Source organism: Agromyces cavernae, assembly GCF_021044935.1.
GTDB lineage: Bacteria > Actinomycetota > Actinomycetes > Actinomycetales > Microbacteriaceae > Agromyces > Agromyces cavernae.
Genome location: NZ_JAJNMP010000005.1, coordinates 63,990 through 81,261 on the forward strand (window position 1 = coordinate 63,990; position 17,272 = coordinate 81,261).

The window sequence follows — 17,272 nt, forward strand, 5'->3', positions numbered from 1 at the left end:
GACGGGGATGAGTTCCCCGGCGTTCAGACTGACGCCGACGCCGCCGACCAGCCGACCCCGGATCCCATGCCTGACCACACCACGAGCCCCGACGGACTGAGCCTCGGCGACCCCGAACTCGTCGCGGGCAACGTCGCCGAACCGGCGTGGCGGCGCTGGAACGCCGAGCTCGCGACGGTCGGTGGCCGGTCGCCGCTCGTGCGCTTCGTCGACACTCCTCGCACCCGCATCGAGCTGTCCACGACGCATCCGGGCGGTCTGCCGCAGTTCATCACCGGAAGGTCGACCCTGCTGTCGAGCCTGATCCGCGACGAGCTCGCGCTGCGCAACGCCCGCCTCGCGGCAGCCGAGATCACGCAGAAGGGCATCGAGCTGCGCTCGGTGCGCGGCATCGAGTCGGTGCACCTCGCCATCGGCCTCGCGTCGTGGCGCAATTCGGGCGAGGACTTCCTGGCACCAGTGCTGCTTCGGCCCCTCGCGATCCGCCGTTACGGCCGCGACTTCGAGCTCAAGCTCAAGGGCCAGCCGTTCCTGAATCCCGCGCTCGCGCGCGAGCTCCGCGATCAGTTCCAGATCACGCTCGATGCCGAGGCGTTCGTCGCACTGGCCATCACGAACGGCGTGTTCAAGCCGCAGCCGGTCATCGATCGGCTGCGCGGCCTCACGAGCCACCTGCCCTGGTTCAGCGTCGCGCCGAGACTCGTGGTGTCGTCGTTCGCCGAGGTGGGTCCCGCGATGGCGGCGGATGCCTCGAAGCTCGACCATCCCGTCATCGATGCGCTCGCCGGCAACCCGGCCGCCCGCGCGGCGGTCACCGCGGCGCGCGGCGAGCGAGCCCGGCCCGTCGCGCAGGACGACCGGCCGCCGTCGACCGACACGCTGCTGCTCGACGCCGATCCCGAGCAGGAGCAGGTCGTCGCCGAGATCGAGTCCGGGGCATCCGTCGTCGTGAAGACGCTGCCTGGCACGGGCGGCACCCAGACCATCGTGAACGCCATCGGCGCGCTCGTCGCCGGCGACAAGCGCGTGCTCGTCGTCGGTTCGCGGCGGGCGAGCCTAGACGGCATCGCGCACCGCCTCGGGCAGGTCGGGCTCGCCGGGGCGGCGGTCACCACCCCCGGTCTTCGCCGCGACCTCATCCAGTCGATCTCGCGCAACGAGAAGGTCGAACGGCCCCGCGTGGCCGACGTCGACGACGCCCTCGTGCGCTTGCGCAAGGTGCTGCTCGACTACCGCACGGCGCTCACGCGCCGAGACCCCGAGCTGCACGTATCGGTGCTCGACGCCCTCGGCGAGCTCGCACGGCTCGCGCTGGCGCCCGTCCCGCCGTCGACCACAGCGAGGCTCGACCACCGCGCCCTCGTCGCGCTCGCCACGGGCCGCGACCGCGTCGCCCACGACCTCGCCCGCGCCGCCGCGCTCGGCGAGTTCCGCTACGGCCCCGGCGACTCGCCCTGGTACGGTGCCGCGTTCGCCACGTCCGAAGAGGCCACACGGGCGCACGATCTCGCCAGGCGCCTGAGCGAGATCGAGGTGCCCCGACTCCTCGAACGAGGTCGTGCGCTCATCGCGCAGACCCGCCTGCGAGAGTTCGAGTCGATCGCCGAGCTCGGCGTGTTCCTCAGGCTCCTGCTCGACGTGCGCGAGACCCTCGACCGGTTCCATCCGTCGGTCTTCGACCGACCGCTCGGCGAGCTCATCGCCGCGACCGCGCCGCGCCGCGATTCGCCCGGCATGTCGGGCGCCAACCGCCGACGGCTGCGTCGCCACGCGCTCGAGTACGTGCGCCCGGGCGTGCACGTCACCGACCTCAACACCGCACTCCGAGGCATCCAGCAGCAGCGCACCCTGTGGCATCGCTATTCCGAAGCGGGGGCGATCCCGGGTGTGCCGGTGGGCATCGACGACGTCCACGTCGCGTTCCAGCGGGTCGCGACCGACCTCGCGACGCTCGACGTGCCGCTCGGCGTCACCGGTACGCCACGCCAGCTCGCTTCGCGCCCGGTTCGCGAACTCGTCATGACCCTCGCCGGCCTGGCCGCCGAGTCCGAGGTGCTCTCGAACCTGCAGGAGCGCACCGCGATCCTCGGCAGACTGCGTGATCTCGGCCTTGACCCGCTGCTGCTCGACCTCTCGAAGCGGCACGTCCGCGAGCGCGGCGTCGCCGACGAGCTCGAGCTCGCCTGGTGGCAGTCCGTGCTCGAGGCGGTCCTGGCCGGCGAGAAGGCGCTGCTCGGTGCGAACACCACGGTGCTCGACCGGCTCGAGGCCGACTTCCGCCTCGTCGACGAGGCGCACGCATCGGCCGCCGGGCCGCTGCTCGCGTGGCGCCTGGCCGAGAACTGGAAGGTCGCGCTCGTCGACCACCCCGAAGAGGCGTCGGCGTTGAAGCGGATCCTCCGCGGCGACCGGGTGCGCGTCGATGCGCTGCGCGAAGCGTCCCCGCACCTGTTCCGGGTGCTCGCGCCCGTGTGGCTCGCGTCGCCCTACGAGGTCGGGGCGATCGACGACGAACTCCGGTTCGACACGGTGATCCTCGTCGACGCCGGGGCGACGACGATCGCCGAGAACCTCGGGGCCATCCGCCGTGCGAAGCAGGTCGTCGCATTCGGCGACCCCGTGACCCAGACGCCGACGCTCTTCGAGACGGGCATCGACGATGCGGCGAACGCGCCCGAGCGCTCGACCGATCACGGGGTCGACGCACTGCACGCCGACTCGGCGCTCGCCAGGCTCGGCGAGCTCCTGCCGACGCTGACCCTCACCCGAAGTTACCGTGCGGGCGGCGAAGACCTGGCCGAGCTGGTCAACCGCCGCTTCTACGCCGGCCGCATCGTGTCGCTGCCCTGGGCAGGAAGCTTCCTCGGCCACGGCAGCCTCGGCCTCCACTACGTCGAGGGCAACGGCCTGCCGGACGCCGTGACCGGCACGGTCGAGTCGACCGACTCCGAGGTCGCGAAAGTCGTCGAGCTGGTCATGGAGCACGCCGTCAAGCGCCCGCGCGAGTCACTCATGGTGATCACCGCGAGCACGCGGCATGCGGCCCGCGTGCACCAGGCGGTGCTCGCCGCGTTCGCGAAGCGCACCGACCTGTCGGACTTCATCCTGAAGGACCGCGCCGAGCCGTTCACCGTGCTGACGCTCGAGCAGGCGGTCGCGCAGAGTCGTGACCGGGTGATCTTCTCGGTCGGCTACGGCCGCACCCCGCACGGCCGGCTGCTGTCGAACTTCGGCTCGCTCGGCGAACCCGGCGGCGACCGGCTGCTCGCCGTCGGAATGACGCGTGCCCGGCGCTCGATGGACCTGATCTCGGCGTTCCGGCCCGATGACATCGATGAGAGCCGCCAGAGCCACGGGGTGCTCGCGCTCGCGAACATCCTCACCCAGACCGAGGCACGCGCCGCGGAGTCCGGCGCGGGCTCGGCCCCCGAGTCGATGCTGCACGACCTCGGCCGCCGTCTCGAGAAGCGGGGCATCCGCGTCAGTGTCGGCCACCGCGGCCGACTGGCGCTCGCCGCCGCCTACTCGGGCAAGGCCGTGGTCGTCGAGACCGACGACGCGCTCGCCGGGCTCAGCCTGCGGGAGTCGCTGCGACTGCGCCCCGACGTGCTGCGACGTCTCGGATGGCACTACCTGCGCGTGCACAGCTTCGAGCTGTTCGGCAACCCAGATGCGGTTGCAGCGCGAGTGGCGGCACTGCTGGGCAAACCCGATGCACCCGCGCCCACCGACGACGAAGCGGCGATCGCTGGGCGATGACCGACGACGCGACGCCGCCGCGGCAGAGGATCGAGCGTGCTCCCGGTGGGGCCCGGAGAGCGCGACTCACGCCCGCGCCCGGCACCGACCCGTCACCGGAGGCGCCGGTCGCGCCCGAGCCTGCGCCCGACGCCGAGACGCCGGCGGCGACGAAGAAGGGCCGGCCCGGGTCATCCGACGATGATCGCCTGACCCGTGACCGGCCCCCTCACTGGCGGCAGACCTAATCGGAGTGACCCGTGACCGGGCTGCGCCGCCGCTGGCGGCAGACCGAGTCGGAGTGACCCGCGACCGGGCTGCGCCGCCGCTGGCGGCAGACCTGGTCGGACGACATCGGCATCATGCCGTCATGCGCCCGTCGCGCCGGTTGCTGCGGGTGCGGCGTGGCGGCGGTAGAGCCGCAGCGACCAGACAGAGCCGGCGATGGCGATCGCGGCGCACCAGCCGATGGCCCACGCCGCGGCGGCGGGATCGGGCGTGCCGGAGAGGAGGCCGCGGATGGTGTTGATGATGGGGGTGAAGGGCTGGTGTTCGGCGAATCCCTGCAACCAGCCGGGGAGGGATTCGGTGGGAACGAATCCGCCGCTGAGCAGGGGGAGGAGCATCAGCACCAAGGGGAGGTTGCTGGCGGTGTCGGGTCGTCTGGCGAAGAGCCCGAAGGCGACGGCCAACGAGGAGAGCGCGAAGCCGACGAGGAGGACGAGCGCTGCGAACCCGAGCCAGTGCAGCAGGTCGGCCTGGGGTCGGTAGCCGAGCAGGAGTGTGAGCGCCAGGAGCACGGCGATGGCGAGGGCGATCAGGATCGTACCCCCCGCGACGTGGCCGGCGAGGACGGAGCCGCGGGAGATCGCCATGGTGCGGAAGCGCGCGATGATGCCGGTGGTCATGTCCATCGAGACCCAGACGGCGATCATCTGCATCGCCGAGGCTGCGGTCGTCAGGAGAATCGCGGGGGTGATGTAGCCGAGGTACTGGTCGCGGGTACCGCCGGCGGCGATGCCCGCACCGAGGGTTCCGCCGAGGACGTAGACGAACAACAGCAGCATGATCAGCGGAACCGCGATGATCATGAGGGTTCCGCTGGGGGCGCGGAGGTGGTGCAGGATGTTGCGGCGCAGCATCGTCACGGTGTCGCTGAACGGCTGCGGGCGTGCGGGGCCGTGGAGTCGTGCGGTGCTCATCGTGCGGCCTCCTCGGCTCGGGTCGTGGGAGTCTGGATGTTGTCGGTCGTGGCTGTGCCGGTAAGGGTGAAGAAGACGTCGTCGAGGTCCGGTGTGACGATTCGCAGGTTCGCGACAGAGATCCGTGCGGAGTCGAGGCGAACGAGGAGCTCTCGGACCGCATTCGCATCCGTGCCCTCGCTCAAGCGCAGGCTGAGCGCGTCACGATCCACCGTCGCCGCGGGGAAGAGCTGCGCAGCTGCGTCGAACGCTTCCGGGGTGGCGACGTCGACCACGATGTGGCCGTCGCCGACCCGGCTCTTCAACGCGGCTGGGGCGCCGTCGGCGACGATGCGACCCTCGTTGAGGACGGCGACTCGGGAGGCCAGCTGGTCGGCTTCTTCGAGGTACTGGGTGGTGAGGAAGATCGCCGTGCCCTGTGCGGCGAGGCCGCGCACGATGTCCCACATGACGGCACGTCCGCGCGGGTCGACGCCGGTGGTCGGCTCGTCGAGGAACACGATGGCCGGGTCCAGCATGAGGGACATGGCCAGGTCGAGGCGGCGACGCATCCCTCCGGAGTACAGCGCTGCCCCCGTCTTCGCCGACTCGCCGAGGTCGAACTGCTCGATGAGTTCGGCGGTGCGAGCCTTGGCACGCTTGGTGTCGAGGTGCGCGAGGCGGGCCATCATCCGCAGGTTCTCCTCGCCGGTGAGCATCCCGTCGACAGCCGCGAACTGCCCGGTGACACCGATGGACGCCCGCACCGCATCGGAGGCGGTGACCACATCGTGACCGGCGACGTGAACGGTCCCGGCGTCGGGGGCGAGCAGGGTGGTGAGGATGTTGATCGCGGTCGTCTTGCCGGCGCCGTTCGCTCCGAGCAGGGCGAACACGATCCCGGACGGGATGTCAAGATCGATGCCGCGCAGGACGTGCTTGTCCGTGAACGACTTGTGAAGTCCGGCGATCTGGATCGCCGGGGTTCGGCTCTGGGGCATGGAGGTTCCCTTCTCGTGATTGAGGAATGGAGGTGGAGGGCGCGCCCGTGAGACCGCGCGGTGCGTTTCGGGCGTGCGGCATCGCATCGACGTCACCAGGACGGGTTCGGGGCGTGCTCGACCCAGGGCATCGTGCACTGTGCGGGTGCGCGTGTGAACGTGGCGCTCGTGTCCCGCAGGGTTATCGGGCGGGGAAGGCGCTTCGGGTGCTCAGCGGAATCAGGTGCCCGGCACCTCCTCTGAGGAGGAACCGTGCAGGGTCGCGCGGTGGGCCAGCCACTCCTCCTTCAGCCTCGGCATTCTCTCGGCGAGGAAGTCGTACAGCGACGCGAACTCCTCCAGTGCCTCGCGGCGTCCGGAGCCGTCGTCGTCGGCCAACAGGGCGACGCCGCGGCGAAGGAGTGCCGCTGTCTCGATGTAGCTCGTCGGGTCGTAGTCCTGCCCTGCGATCAGGCGATCCAGCCGGGCAGAGACCCGATCGACGCGATCACCCCGCGCACGGGAACGTTCGACCAGACCGCGGCCCTCCAGGAGCACGACGGCCTGAGTGATCGCACTGCGACTGGCCAGCAGCGCGTCCGCCAACTCGTTCACCGACTGAGCGGCCGGCTGGCACACCCCCAGATAGCCGAGCAGGCGACCGGCGACCGGCGGGGCATTCGTCTCCCGCACGTAGAAGCGCCCCACATGATCGGCGAAGGTCATCTGCTCATCGGTCGGCATATCCCCAAGTTAGCACATTCAACTGTGATGACACAAAAAAGTGTCATCTAAGCAAGGCCTAGTCGGAGTGACGCCCCGACGGGGCACCGCGCTGTTCGGCGAGCAGGTCGCGGATCTGCTCGAGCAGCTGGGTCTCGGTCGGCGGCTCATCGGCGGGCTCGCCCGCCGCGATCTTGGCCTGCTGGCGCTCGCGATACGTGTTCATGGGCAGCACGAACACGAGGTACACGACAAGTGCGACCGCGAGGAACGAGATGATCGCCCCGAGCACGGCGCCGAACGTGAACTTCGCGTCGCCGACCTGCAGGATCAACGCCCCGTCGAGGCTGTCGGCCCTGAACAGCAGGCCGAGCAGCGGAGTGATGAGGCCGTTGACGATCGAGTTGACCACGGCAGTGAATGCGGCGCCGATGACGACCGCGACCGCGAGGTCGATGACGTTGCCGCGCGTGATGAATTCCTTGAAGCCCTGCAGCATGTTCCCTCCAATCGGCCGGGACGCGGCGGGTGCGACCCGTGCCTACGACACGGTAGTTGAGGACGCGCCCTTCGACGGGGAGGAACTCGCGGATGTCGAGCCCGATGAGGCGCCACTCGAGCCCGAGCCCGCGGATCCGCCGGCAGCGCCACCGCCGCCGCCGCCGGACTCCGACTTCGACGAGCTGCCGCCGCTGCCGTCGCCGCTCCCGCTGCGCGAGTCGGTGCGATAGAACCCCGACCCGTTGAACGTGACGCCGATGGTGTTGAAGAGCTTGCGGAGCCTGCCCCCGCACACGTCGCACACCGTGAGCGAATCGTCGGTGAACGCCTGGTGGATGTCGAAGGCGTTGTCGCACTCGGTGCAACGGTAGGAATACGTGGGCATGGGGATCACTCCGATCGGCGACCGGCGGATTCCGGTCAGAACGCGATGATGCGCGTCGGCGTCACGACGCCGTTCACGGGCTGGTCGTGGACTTCGCGCGGCACGTGCTCGACGAACTCGCTGTCGTAGACCACGGCATACACCGGAGGACATTTTCCCATCGAACCGAGGGTCTTGTCGAAATAGCCGCGTCCCCAGCCGAGGCGCATGCCGCTCGCGTCAATCGCGGCGGCGGGCACGATGATGAGATCGACGTCGTTGATGGCCATCGGGCCGAGCAGCTCGCCGGCGGCCTCGGGGGTTCCGTGCAGTCCCAGGGTCTCGACCTCGTCCTCGCCGACGGTCCAGTCGAGCAGGCCGTCTTCGCGGGTCACCGGGAAGAGCACGCGGATGCCCCGTGCCTCGGCCCAGTTCACGAACGGGCGGGTGTTCGGCTCGGACGGCATCGAGAGGTAGCACGAGATCGACTGCGCCTCGGTCGAGCCGATGAGCTCCTGCAGCCGCGACGTGATGCCCTCGGTGGCCAGCTCGCGCTCACGGGTCGACTGGTTCTGGCGGCGCTCGCGGAGCTCGGCGCGCAGGATGCGCTTCTGGACGTCGAGATCCTCGGGCATGGCTCACATCCTAGGCCGCGCCTCGTGGCGCACGCCGTGCGGGGACATCCGGATACGCTGTGTGAATGACGAAACGCATCGTGAAGGCTGTCATTCCGGCGGCCGGGCTCGGCACTCGCTTCCTTCCCGCGACGAAGGCGATGCCCAAAGAGATGCTTCCCGTCGTCGACAAGCCGGCCATCCAGTACGTCGTCGAAGAGGCCGTGAACGCGGGCCTCACCGACGTGCTCATGATCACGGGCCGCAACAAGAACGCGCTCGAGAACCACTTCGACCGTGTCGCCGAGCTCGAGGCCACCCTCGAGAAGAAGGGCGACACCGCCAAGCTCGAGAAGGTCAACGAGTCGACCGAGCTCGCCGACATGCACTACGTGCGCCAGGGCGACCCGAAGGGGCTCGGTCACGCGGTGCACCGCGCGCACATGCATGTCGGCGACGAGCCGTTCGCCGTGCTGCTCGGCGACGACATCATCGACGCGCGCGACGAACTGCTCACCCGCATGCTCGACGAGCAGGTCAAGCGCGACGCGTCGATCGTCGCGCTGCTCGAGGTCGACCCCGACTCCATCCACCTCTACGGCGCCGCAGCGGTCGAGACCACCGACGACCCCGACGTCGTGCGCATCACGGGTCTCGTCGAGAAGCCCGCCAAAGAGGTCGCTCCGTCGAATTATGCGGTCATCGGGCGCTATGTGCTCAAGCCCGAGGTGTTCGACGTGCTCGCGCACACGGCACCCGGCAAGGGCGGCGAGATCCAGCTCACCGATGCGCTCATGACCATGGCCGGCGATGTGAACGGCACCGGTGGCGTTTACGGCGTGGTCTTCCGCGGGCGTCGCTACGACACCGGCGACAAGCTCGACTACATCAAGGCGGTCGTACAGCTCGCGAGCGACCGCGACGACCTCGGCCCCGAGCTGCGTCCGTGGCTCATCGAGTACGCCGCCGGACTCCAGAAGGACTGACGATGCCCGCTGCCGCCGTGCCGACGCTGCGCGACGGCGATGTGACGCTCCGCCCCATCCGGGCGCGCGACGCGAAGGCCCTCGAGAAGGTGCTCGTCGCCAATCGCAACTGGCTGCGCCAATGGGAGGCCACGTACCCCGGCGGCGGGACGTTCATCGACACGCGCGCGAGCATCCGCAACCTGCTCGCGCACGCGCGTTCGGGGCACGCCCTGCCGTTCATCATCGAGGTCGACGGCGAGCTGGTGGGGCAGCTGAATGTCTCGTCGATCACGTACGGCTCGCTCTCGTCGGCGACGATCGGGTACTGGGTGGCTCAGGATGTCGCGGGGCGAGGCATCACCCCCACCGCGGTGGCGCTCGCCACCGACTACTGCTTCAGCGTGCTGCGGCTGCACCGCATGGAGATCTGCATCCGCCCCGAGAACGGCCCGTCGCTGCGCGTCGTCGAGAAGCTCGGGTTCCGCTACGAGGGGTTCCGGCGCCGCTACATCCACATCAACGGCGACTGGCGCGACCACTTCGCCTTCGGGCTCGTGGCCGAAGAGGTGCCGCGCGGCGTGCTGCGCCGGTGGCGCGAGGGCAGGGTCCAGCCCGACGTCGCGCGCGTCCCCGATGGCGATCGGGCCGCGTCGGGGTACCCGCTTCCCCTCGCCGATCGCTGAACACGCCCGCGCCTGCGAGGGCCTGCGGACTCCCGTGTCCTAGCGTTGTCGCATGGATGTGATCGGCGGGGGGATCCTGGTCGCGGTGGCGGCCGCGCTGTGGATCGCGTACCTCCTGCCGAGCTGGCTCGGGCGCCGGCAGTATCTCGCCACCGAGCGCAACGCGGTGCGCCTGCAGCAGACCCTGCGCATCCTCGCCGAGACCGCCGAGACCCCCGAGCCGGTACGAATCGAGGCCACGGCTCGCGAGGTCGTGTCGCAGCAGCGCATCCTGCACGAGCACCAGGAGGCCGCACGGCTCGCCGCCGAGGCGGCCGAGCAGCTCGCGATCGCCGAGCGGCGTGAGGCCGAAGATGCGGCCGATGCGGCGCGCTCGCGTGCGGCGGCGGCACTGGCTGCGCACGCCCCGGTGACCGAGCCGATCGCGGTGGTGGCCGATGCGGGGTCCGGTGCGGGCCACGACTCGGCACTCAACGCCGCCTCTGCGCTCGACGCCGCTCCTTCCTTCGAAGCCGTTCGCGCGGCGAGGCGTTCGCTTCGGCGCAAGCGTGCGGCGTGCTCGCTGACATTCCTGCTCGCGCTGCTCACCGCCGTGGGTGGCCTCATCGCCGCAGCCTTCGGCGCGACCCTGGTGATCGCCGCGATCGCCGGGGGAGTAGCGGTCGCGGCGTTCGCCGGTATCGTCGCGCTCGCGCGGGTGCGCATGCCGAGTGCACCCGCGGTCGAGCCCGTCGAAGTGGCGCCAGAGTCGTTCGAACCGATCGAGCTGTCCGACGACGAGAGCGCCGAAGGATGGACCCCGCAGCCGCTGCCGCGGCCCCTGCATCTCTCGCGCGGCACGATCGCGGCGACGGCGATGGCGTCGATCGAGGCGGCCGCCGAGCTCAAGCGGGCCGAGGCCGCGGCCACGGTCGCCCGGCGCGCCGAGCGGCTCGCGCCCGACGTGCCGAAGCTCCGCCCCGCGGCATCCGCACCGGCGCCTTCGGCGGCCGAACCCGCCGCGAGCGAGCCGGCCAACCCGTATGCGCGCATGGGCATCGTCGACGACGCCCGGCCGGCGCTCGACGACCTCGACGCCGTGCTGCGCCGCCGCCGCGCGGTCGGCTGAGCGGCGCATCTCCCGTTCCGGGGGTGCGATCGCGCCAGATTCGGGCCGGCAACGGCTCGAGATGGCGCCGAAGCACCCTCGGAACGTTCGCGCCCGGGGAGCGCACGCCGGTGGTCCGAACCACCCCGCGCGGGATGATAGGCTCGTTCTCGCTCGGGCCCATGGCGCAGTTGGTAGCGCGTCTCGTTCGCAATGAGAAGGTCGGGGGTTCGAATCCCCCTGGGTCCACAGATTCCGAGGCCGGTACTCACTCGAGTGCCGGCCTTCGTGGTTCCCGACGTGGTCCCGCCGCGACGATCCATGCGCCGAACCGTGTCGGCGGGCACCGGCGCGGGCCCGGCGTAGGCTGAATCCCGATGACTGAATCAACCGCCACCCGGTCGATCCCGATCTCCGAACAGCACCGCTGGCGTGCGTACTGGGTATGCGTGGCGGTCGCGGCCCTCACGATCATGGACCTGTCGAAGGTCAACGTCGGCCTGCCCGCCATCGAAGACGCGTTCAACGCGGGGTCGACCGAGCTGCAGCTCATCGTCGCGGGCTACGTGCTCACGTTCGGACTCACGCTCGTGCCGGCGGGTCGCATCGGCGACCAGCGCTCACGCAAGACCCTCTTCGTCGTCGGGCTGAGCCTGTTCACCCTCACGAGCCTCGTCGCCGCGCTCGCGCCGAACGCGACCGTGCTGCTCATCGCGCGGCTGCTGCAGGGCGTCGCGGCGGGAATCCAGATGCCGCAGGTGCTCGGCCTCATCCAAGAGCTCTTCCGGGGCAAGGAGCGCGGCAAGGCGTTCGGCCTGTTCGGTGCCACCATCGGCCTCGCGACGGCGTTCGGGCCCACCCTCGGCGGACTCATGATCGCCATCGGCGGGCCCGAAGACGGCTGGCGCGGCATCTTCTGGATCAACGTGCCCCTCGCCCTCGCCGCCATCGCCCTCGCGATCTGGTTCCTGCCGCTGACGCGGCATCCTTCCGACAAGCCGCTCTCCCTCGATCCCGTCGGCCTCGTGCTCTTCGGGATCAGCGTGTTCTCGCTCATGTGGCCGTTCCTGTTCACGACCGGGTCGCCTGACGACGACCCGAGCAGGTGGTGGGTGCTGGTGGTATTCGTGCTGGCATTCACCGCGTTCCTCGCCTGGGAGCGACGCTACGCGGGTACAGGCAAGCATCCGCTCGTGCCGCTCAACCTGTTCGGCATCACCTCGTACCGCAACGGCACGATGCTCTCGGCGGTGTACTTCGCGGCCGTCCCGCCGATGTTCCTGCTCACGACGCTCTACCTGCAGCACGGCCTCGGGCTCGCGGCGGTCTACGCCGGCATGGTCACCATCGGCTTCGCACTCATCAGCGCGGTCACGTCGTGGGTCGGTGGCAACCTCGTCAACCGGCTGGGCCGTCCGCTCGTGGTCTGGGGCCTCGTCCTGCTGCTCGTCGGCGTCGGCCTGTCAGTGCTCGTCGTCTTCGTCACGCCGCCCGAGATCACGCCATGGGCGATCGCCGCGGCGATGATCTTCAGCGGGGCCGGCGGCGGATTCGTCATCTCGCCGAACCAGACGCTCGCGCTCGCCGACGTGCCCGTGAAGCAGGGTGGCCTCGCCGGCTCGGTCGGCCAGCTCGGCCAGCGCGTCGGCACGGCCATCGGCACTGCGGTGACGCTGTCGTTGTTCTACTCGACCATCTATCGCGAGTCGAGCGGCTCACCCGACCTCGCGGTCTACCGCGACGCCTACGGGTTCGGCATGCTCGCGGTCGCCGTGCTCGTGGCGGTCGCCTTCGCGATCGGCGTGCTCGACCTGGGCGCGCGCGGGCGCCAGCGGACCGCGCTGGGCGAGCCCGCGCCCGAAGACTGACCAGCGCTCAGGCGGCGAGGTTCGCGGCAGGGGTGAGCAGGGCCGCGAGTTCGGCCGCCGAGAGCTCACGACCGAAGGCCGGATGACCCGGCTGCAGCGCTTCGCCGTGCTCGAGCGCACCGCCGTCGACCGGGTCGAACCCGATCGCGTCGATGAGCGCGGCCACCTCGGCGCGCGCGTCGGGATCGTCGCCGACGACGGCCAGAGCGCGGCGCAGGGGCGAGCCGGCGGGCATGCTGTCGTCCTCCATCTCGTGGTAGCCGAGGTGGTTGAGCGACTTCACGACCCGGGCGCGGGGATTGCGGGCGGCGTTCTGCTCGCTCGTCGTGCGGGGGTCGGCGTCGACCTCGGCGATGTTGCCGTCGACGGGCGGCCAGTAGTTCATGGCGTCGACGACAACGCGATCGTCGAACAGGTGCCAGGGCACGGTGGTGGCCTTGCCGAACGGCACCGCGACGACGACGATGTGCGCGCGGTCGGCGAGTTCTTCGGGCTGCACGACGTGGGCGCCGGGCGCGACGACCCCGACGAGCAGGTCGAGCGCGGTCTGCCGCGGCGAGCCGGCGATCAGCACTTCATGACCGGATGCCACGAGCAGGCGCGCGAGCGCGGTGCCCACTTTGCCAGCTCCGAAGATTCCGATCACCGGTCGATCCGTCACAGTTCCATGCTCCCACTTCGTGTGCAGACCTCGATATCGGATGCCCCGACGCGCGGTCGATGCGTTGTCATGGGTTGGAACGCCGGGAGTGTTCGAGTCATTCCCGGGCGCGGCCGCAGGGAATAGTCTCGGCTCGTCGGGGGTTGGCCGCACATGGATGCGAACGCATCGAAGACGTGGAAATGGGGACTGCACATGACCGAGCGCTACGAATTCGGACTCGACACGTTCGGCGATGTCACCGTCGGCGCCGACGGCTCCCCGCTGTCGCACGCGCAGACCCTGCGCAACGTGGTCGAGGAGGCGGAGCTGGCCGATCGGCTCGGGCTCGACTTCTTCGGCATCGGCGAGCACCATCGGCACGAGTTCGCCGTCTCGGCGCCCGAGGTCGTGCTCGCGGCCATCGCGAGCCGCACCGAGCGCATCCACCTCGGCTCGGCCGTCACGGTGCTGAGCTCCGATGACCCAGTGCGTGTGTTCCAGCGCTTCTCGACGCTCGACGCGATCTCGAACGGTCGCGCCGAGGTCATCCTCGGGCGCGGCTCGTTCATCGAGTCGTTCCCCCTGTTCGGTTTCGAGCTGGGCCAGTACCAGGAGCTCTTCGAAGAGAAGCTCAACCTGTTCACGGCGTTGCTGCCGCAGGAACCGGTGACGTGGACCGGTGAGCTGCGCGCGCCGCTGACCGACCAGCTCGTCTTCCCGCCCGTCGAGCACGGGCGGCTGAAGACCTGGGTCGGCGTGGGCGGAAGCCCGGAGTCGGTCGTGCGCGCCGCGCACTACGGCCTGCCCCTCGTGCTCGCGATCATCGGCGGCAGCCCCGCTCGGTTCGCTCCGCTTGCCGACCTGTACCGCAAGGCACTCGAGCAGTTCGGGCAGCCGTCGCAGCCCATCGCGATCCATTCGCCGGGCTACATCGGCGAGTCCGACGAGCAGGCCCGCGACACCCTCTGGCCGTACTACAAGGGATACATCGACCGCATCGGCCGCGAGCGCGGATGGGCACCGGCGACGCGCGAGCACTTCGAGGGCGAGGCTTCGGCCAACGGATCGCTCTACGTCGGCTCGCCGGAGTCCGTCGCGCAGAAGATCGCCGGCGCCATGCGCACCCTCGGCGCGACCCGCTTCGATATGAAGTACTCGAACGGCCCGCTGCCGCACGACGAGCTCATGTTGAGCATCGAGCGCTACGCGACCCAGGTGGTGCCGCGCGTTCGCGAGCTGCTCGCGCTCTCCGACGCGGAAGACGCGGAGGACGCGGCGATCGACGCCGCCGCAGCGAGCAGCTAGGCCGCCGCGCCCGTACGGCGCTTGCGCAGCACCGCCGCGCGGAACCACGAGACATCGGGGAGCCGAGCGAGGAACGTGCCCGCGAGGATCGTGATGAGCACGTACGCCGTGGCGAGCGGCGCGAGTTCAGGCGCGACTCCCGCACCGACGGCGAGGCCCGCGATGACGATCGAGAACTCGCCGCGGGGCGCGAGCGAGAGGCCGGCACGCCACTGGCCGAGCGTCCCGACCCCTGCACGCCGGGCGGCGTACGCCCCCGTGACGAGCTTCGTGATGATGGTGACGATCGCGAGGGCGAGCGCGGGCAGCAGCACCGAGACGAGCGCCGTCGAATCGGTCGTGAGGCCGAAGAACACGAAGAAGATCGCCGCGAACAGGTCGCGCAGCGGCGTCAGCACGGTGCTCGCGTTCTCGGCGACGCGGCCCGAGAGGGCGATGCCCACGAGGAACGCGCCGACCGCGGCCGACACGCCGACTTCGGCGGCGACGCCCGCGACGAGCATCGTGAGTCCGAGCACGCCGAGCAGCAGCGGCTCGTACTGGTCGGCGGGGAACAGCCGCGACACGACGTGCCCGTGCCGCAGCGCGACGTAGAGGATCACGGCCACGACGCCCACGGCGACGGCGACGGCGATCGCGCCCTGCAGCAGGCTGACGCCGATCACGATCGCCGACAGCACGGGCAGGTAGAAGGCCATCGCGAGGTCTTCGATCACGAGCACCGCGAGGATCGCCGGCGTCTCGCGGTTCGAGAGTCGCCCGAGGTCGCGCAGCAGCTTCGCGATGACGCCCGACGACGAGACCCACGTGACCCCGGCGAGGGCGACCGCCGCGACCGGGCCCCATCCGAGCAGCAGCGCCATCGCGGCGCCGGGCAGCGCGTTGAACAGTGCGTCGACGATGCCCGCCGTGCGCGCCGACTTCAGGCTGCCGAACAGCTCTGCCGCGGTGTACTCGAGCCCGAGCAGTGCGAGCAGCAGGATGACGCCGATCTCGGCACCGGCCTGGAAGAACTCGGCGCTCGCGTCGAGTTCGACGAGTCCGCCTTCGCCGAACGCGAGGCCGAGGACGAGGTAGAACGGGATCGGCGAGATGCCGAGGAGGAGCGCGAGGCGCCCGAGCAGGCTCATGGCGAGAAGCAGCGCGCCGACTTCGATGAGGAGCAGCGTGGTCTCGTGCATGCCGGCTCCCGTTCAGTCGGGGCCGTTGGCGAGCAGCCGTGCTACTCCATCGAGTCCTTCACGTGTTCCGACGACGACGATGACGTCGCCCGCGCGCAGCGGTTCGGCCGGCGTGGGTGAGGGGATGATGGCGCCGTCGCGCACGATCGCGACGATCGACGCGTGCGTGCGCGTGCGTGCCTTCGTGGCACCGAGAGTGCGATTGAGGTAGGGCGAGTCGGTCGGCAGTGCGATCTGCTCGGTGTAGAGCCCCGCGGTCTCGTCGCTGAGGCTCGTGAGCCGGCTGAGCATCACCGAGGCGCCGAGCACGTCGGCGAGCGCCGCGGCCTCGTCGTCGTTCAGCGGAATGCTGTAGCGGCACGCATCGGGGTCGTCGAGGTCGAAGAGGCCGAGGTCGCGCTCGCCGTCGCGGTGCGAGACCACGCTGATGCGTCGACCGCCTTCGGTGACGAGGTCGTGTCTGATGCCGATGCCGGGCAGATCGACTTTCTCGATATGAACACCCACGCACGTATCGTAACCCCGTGCGGGGGTCTCATCGCCCGCACCGCTCAGCGATCGGCCGCGACCCGGGTGCGCATGCTGAGGATCGGTGTTCCCTGGTCGTCGTCGAGCTCGAACGAGACCCGGGCCCCGGCGACGTCCGCGAGCGATGCGACGTGCGTTCCGCCGCAGTCGATGCGCGCCACGCCGGCCGGGAGTTCGGCGACCCAGCGGCGGCGGTCGGTGAGCAGGTCGCCGTCGCGTTCGACGTGCACGGATGCCCCGGCCGCGGCCCACTCGGCCATCGTCAGGGTGACGGCGTCGGCGAGCGCCTCGAGTCCATCGGCGAGGCCCGTGACATCGAAGCCGGCCCGACGCAGCGACTTGTTGAGTCGATAGCGGTCGATCGAGCCGTTCGGCTCGATGCGGCTCGAGGCGATCGCGATGCCGTCGAAGTCGGGATTGCCGAGCGCGTCGGTGCGCGCCTGCTTCGACCATCGACCTGCGAGCGCCTGATTGAGCGCGAGGGATGCCGCGTGGCACGCCGTGTGGCCGAGCGAGAGGGATCGGCGGGTCGCGGCATCCGCTCGAATGACGACCTCGTCGCCCTCGGTGATCGCGGCGCCGTCGCCGACGAGGTGCGCGACGAGGAACGCCCAGCCCTCGGTGCCCTTGCGCACCGGGATGTCGGCGCCGAGCGCGAGCACCTCGCCGTCGGTCGCCGCGACGACCGCGTCGCGCACGGCGAGTTCGGCGCCGCCCGCGCGGATCGTGCCGGTGTCGGCGGGCTGGTCGGGCCAGGCCGCGTCGACGGGGTGGAAGCTCGTGACGTCGCTGATGATCGCGAGCCGCCCGTCGCCGGTGGGGGCGATGTGCACGACGCGTGCGGTCGTCTCGAGTTCGCCGGCGGGGTAGGTGACGCGGGTGTCTGCAGTGGGCAGGGTCACGCGCGG

At 70.4% G+C, this 17,272-nt stretch carries 16 protein-coding genes and 1 tRNA gene; 7 read left to right on the forward strand and 10 right to left on the reverse strand.

Translation table 11 applies throughout. The features are described 5' to 3' along the window. The first annotated feature begins 66 nt into the window (after positions 1 to 66). Positions 67 to 3,759, forward strand: a complete 3,693-nt coding sequence (locus LQ757_RS18605; protein ID WP_231048783.1) for an AAA family ATPase — start codon at positions 67 to 69, stop codon at positions 3,757 to 3,759. Between the two features lie 347 nt (positions 3,760 to 4,106). On the opposite strand, the gene LQ757_RS18610 is transcribed toward LQ757_RS18605, so the two are convergent. From LQ757_RS18610 to LQ757_RS18635, 6 genes are all read right to left on the reverse strand, one after another. Then, the gene (locus LQ757_RS18610) at positions 4,107 to 4,940 is read right to left on the reverse strand and encodes an ABC transporter permease (RefSeq protein WP_231048784.1); all 834 of its coding nucleotides are present in this window, start codon (positions 4,938 to 4,940) and stop codon (positions 4,107 to 4,109) included. Continuing rightward, entirely contained in the window at positions 4,937 to 5,920 is a 984-nt protein-coding gene (locus tag LQ757_RS18615) for an ATP-binding cassette domain-containing protein (RefSeq protein ID WP_231048785.1), read from the reverse strand. Before LQ757_RS18615 ends, LQ757_RS18610 begins: the two co-directional genes overlap by 4 nt. Before the next feature lie 219 nt (positions 5,921 to 6,139). Then, positions 6,140 to 6,643, reverse strand: coding sequence for a GbsR/MarR family transcriptional regulator (locus LQ757_RS18620; RefSeq protein ID WP_231048786.1), 504 nt, complete (start codon positions 6,641 to 6,643; stop codon positions 6,140 to 6,142). A 58-nt stretch (positions 6,644 to 6,701) separates the two neighbouring features. Then, a complete protein-coding gene (gene mscL, locus LQ757_RS18625; protein ID WP_231048787.1) occupies positions 6,702 to 7,121 on the reverse strand; it encodes a large conductance mechanosensitive channel protein MscL in 420 nt (139 codons plus the stop codon). A gap of 42 nt (positions 7,122 to 7,163) precedes the next feature. Next, complete coding sequence (locus LQ757_RS18630; protein WP_231048788.1) at positions 7,164 to 7,508, reverse strand: FmdB family zinc ribbon protein; 345 nt, start codon at positions 7,506 to 7,508, stop codon at positions 7,164 to 7,166. 35 nt (positions 7,509 to 7,543) lie between these two features. Next, on the reverse strand, positions 7,544 to 8,122 hold the full coding sequence (locus LQ757_RS18635) for a 5-formyltetrahydrofolate cyclo-ligase (protein ID WP_231048789.1): 579 nt from the start codon (positions 8,120 to 8,122) through the stop codon (positions 7,544 to 7,546). Between the two features lie 65 nt (positions 8,123 to 8,187). On the opposite strand from LQ757_RS18635, the gene galU reads away from it, so the two are divergent. From galU to LQ757_RS18660, 5 genes are all read left to right on the forward strand, one after another. Next, a complete protein-coding gene (galU, locus tag LQ757_RS18640; RefSeq protein ID WP_231048790.1) occupies positions 8,188 to 9,087 on the forward strand; it encodes a UTP--glucose-1-phosphate uridylyltransferase GalU in 900 nt (299 codons plus the stop codon). Between the two features lie 2 nt (positions 9,088 to 9,089). Beyond that, positions 9,090 to 9,752, forward strand: a complete 663-nt coding sequence (locus tag LQ757_RS18645) for a GNAT family N-acetyltransferase (RefSeq protein ID WP_231048791.1) — start codon at positions 9,090 to 9,092, stop codon at positions 9,750 to 9,752. A 52-nt stretch (positions 9,753 to 9,804) separates the two neighbouring features. Then, positions 9,805 to 10,860, forward strand: coding sequence for a hypothetical protein (locus LQ757_RS18650; protein ID WP_231048792.1), 1,056 nt, complete (start codon positions 9,805 to 9,807; stop codon positions 10,858 to 10,860). 155 nt (positions 10,861 to 11,015) lie between these two features. Then, positions 11,016 to 11,088: transfer RNA gene (locus LQ757_RS18655), tRNA-Ala, on the forward strand. 128 nt (positions 11,089 to 11,216) lie between these two features. Beyond that, a complete protein-coding gene (locus LQ757_RS18660; protein WP_231048793.1) occupies positions 11,217 to 12,707 on the forward strand; it encodes an MFS transporter in 1,491 nt (496 codons plus the stop codon). Positions 12,708 to 12,714: 7 nt separating this feature from the next. Here the strand turns inward: LQ757_RS18660 and LQ757_RS18665 are convergent, their stop codons facing one another. Then, the gene (locus LQ757_RS18665; RefSeq protein ID WP_308195669.1) at positions 12,715 to 13,641 is read right to left on the reverse strand and encodes an NADPH-dependent F420 reductase; all 927 of its coding nucleotides are present in this window, start codon (positions 13,639 to 13,641) and stop codon (positions 12,715 to 12,717) included. Here LQ757_RS18665 and LQ757_RS18670 point away from each other — a divergent pair. Next, a complete protein-coding gene (locus LQ757_RS18670; RefSeq protein WP_231048795.1) occupies positions 13,564 to 14,655 on the forward strand; it encodes an LLM class flavin-dependent oxidoreductase in 1,092 nt (363 codons plus the stop codon). The genes LQ757_RS18665 and LQ757_RS18670 overlap by 78 nt on opposite strands. On the opposite strand, the gene LQ757_RS18675 is transcribed toward LQ757_RS18670, so the two are convergent. From LQ757_RS18675 to LQ757_RS18685, 3 genes are read right to left on the reverse strand one after another with little or no spacing between them, the layout of a single operon-like run. Then, positions 14,652 to 15,836: a cation:proton antiporter gene (locus tag LQ757_RS18675; protein ID WP_231048796.1), complete on the reverse strand. Its 1,185-nt coding sequence runs from the start codon at positions 15,834 to 15,836 to the stop codon at positions 14,652 to 14,654. The genes LQ757_RS18670 and LQ757_RS18675 overlap by 4 nt on opposite strands. 12 nt (positions 15,837 to 15,848) lie before the next feature. Further along, positions 15,849 to 16,343 (reverse strand): cation:proton antiporter regulatory subunit, encoded by a 495-nt coding sequence (locus tag LQ757_RS18680; RefSeq protein WP_231048797.1) that lies wholly within the window; start codon positions 16,341 to 16,343, stop codon positions 15,849 to 15,851. A 44-nt stretch (positions 16,344 to 16,387) separates the two neighbouring features. Continuing rightward, the gene (locus LQ757_RS18685; RefSeq protein ID WP_231048798.1) at positions 16,388 to 17,266 is read right to left on the reverse strand and encodes an alanyl-tRNA editing protein; all 879 of its coding nucleotides are present in this window, start codon (positions 17,264 to 17,266) and stop codon (positions 16,388 to 16,390) included. Between the last annotated feature and the right edge of the window lie 6 nt (positions 17,267 to 17,272).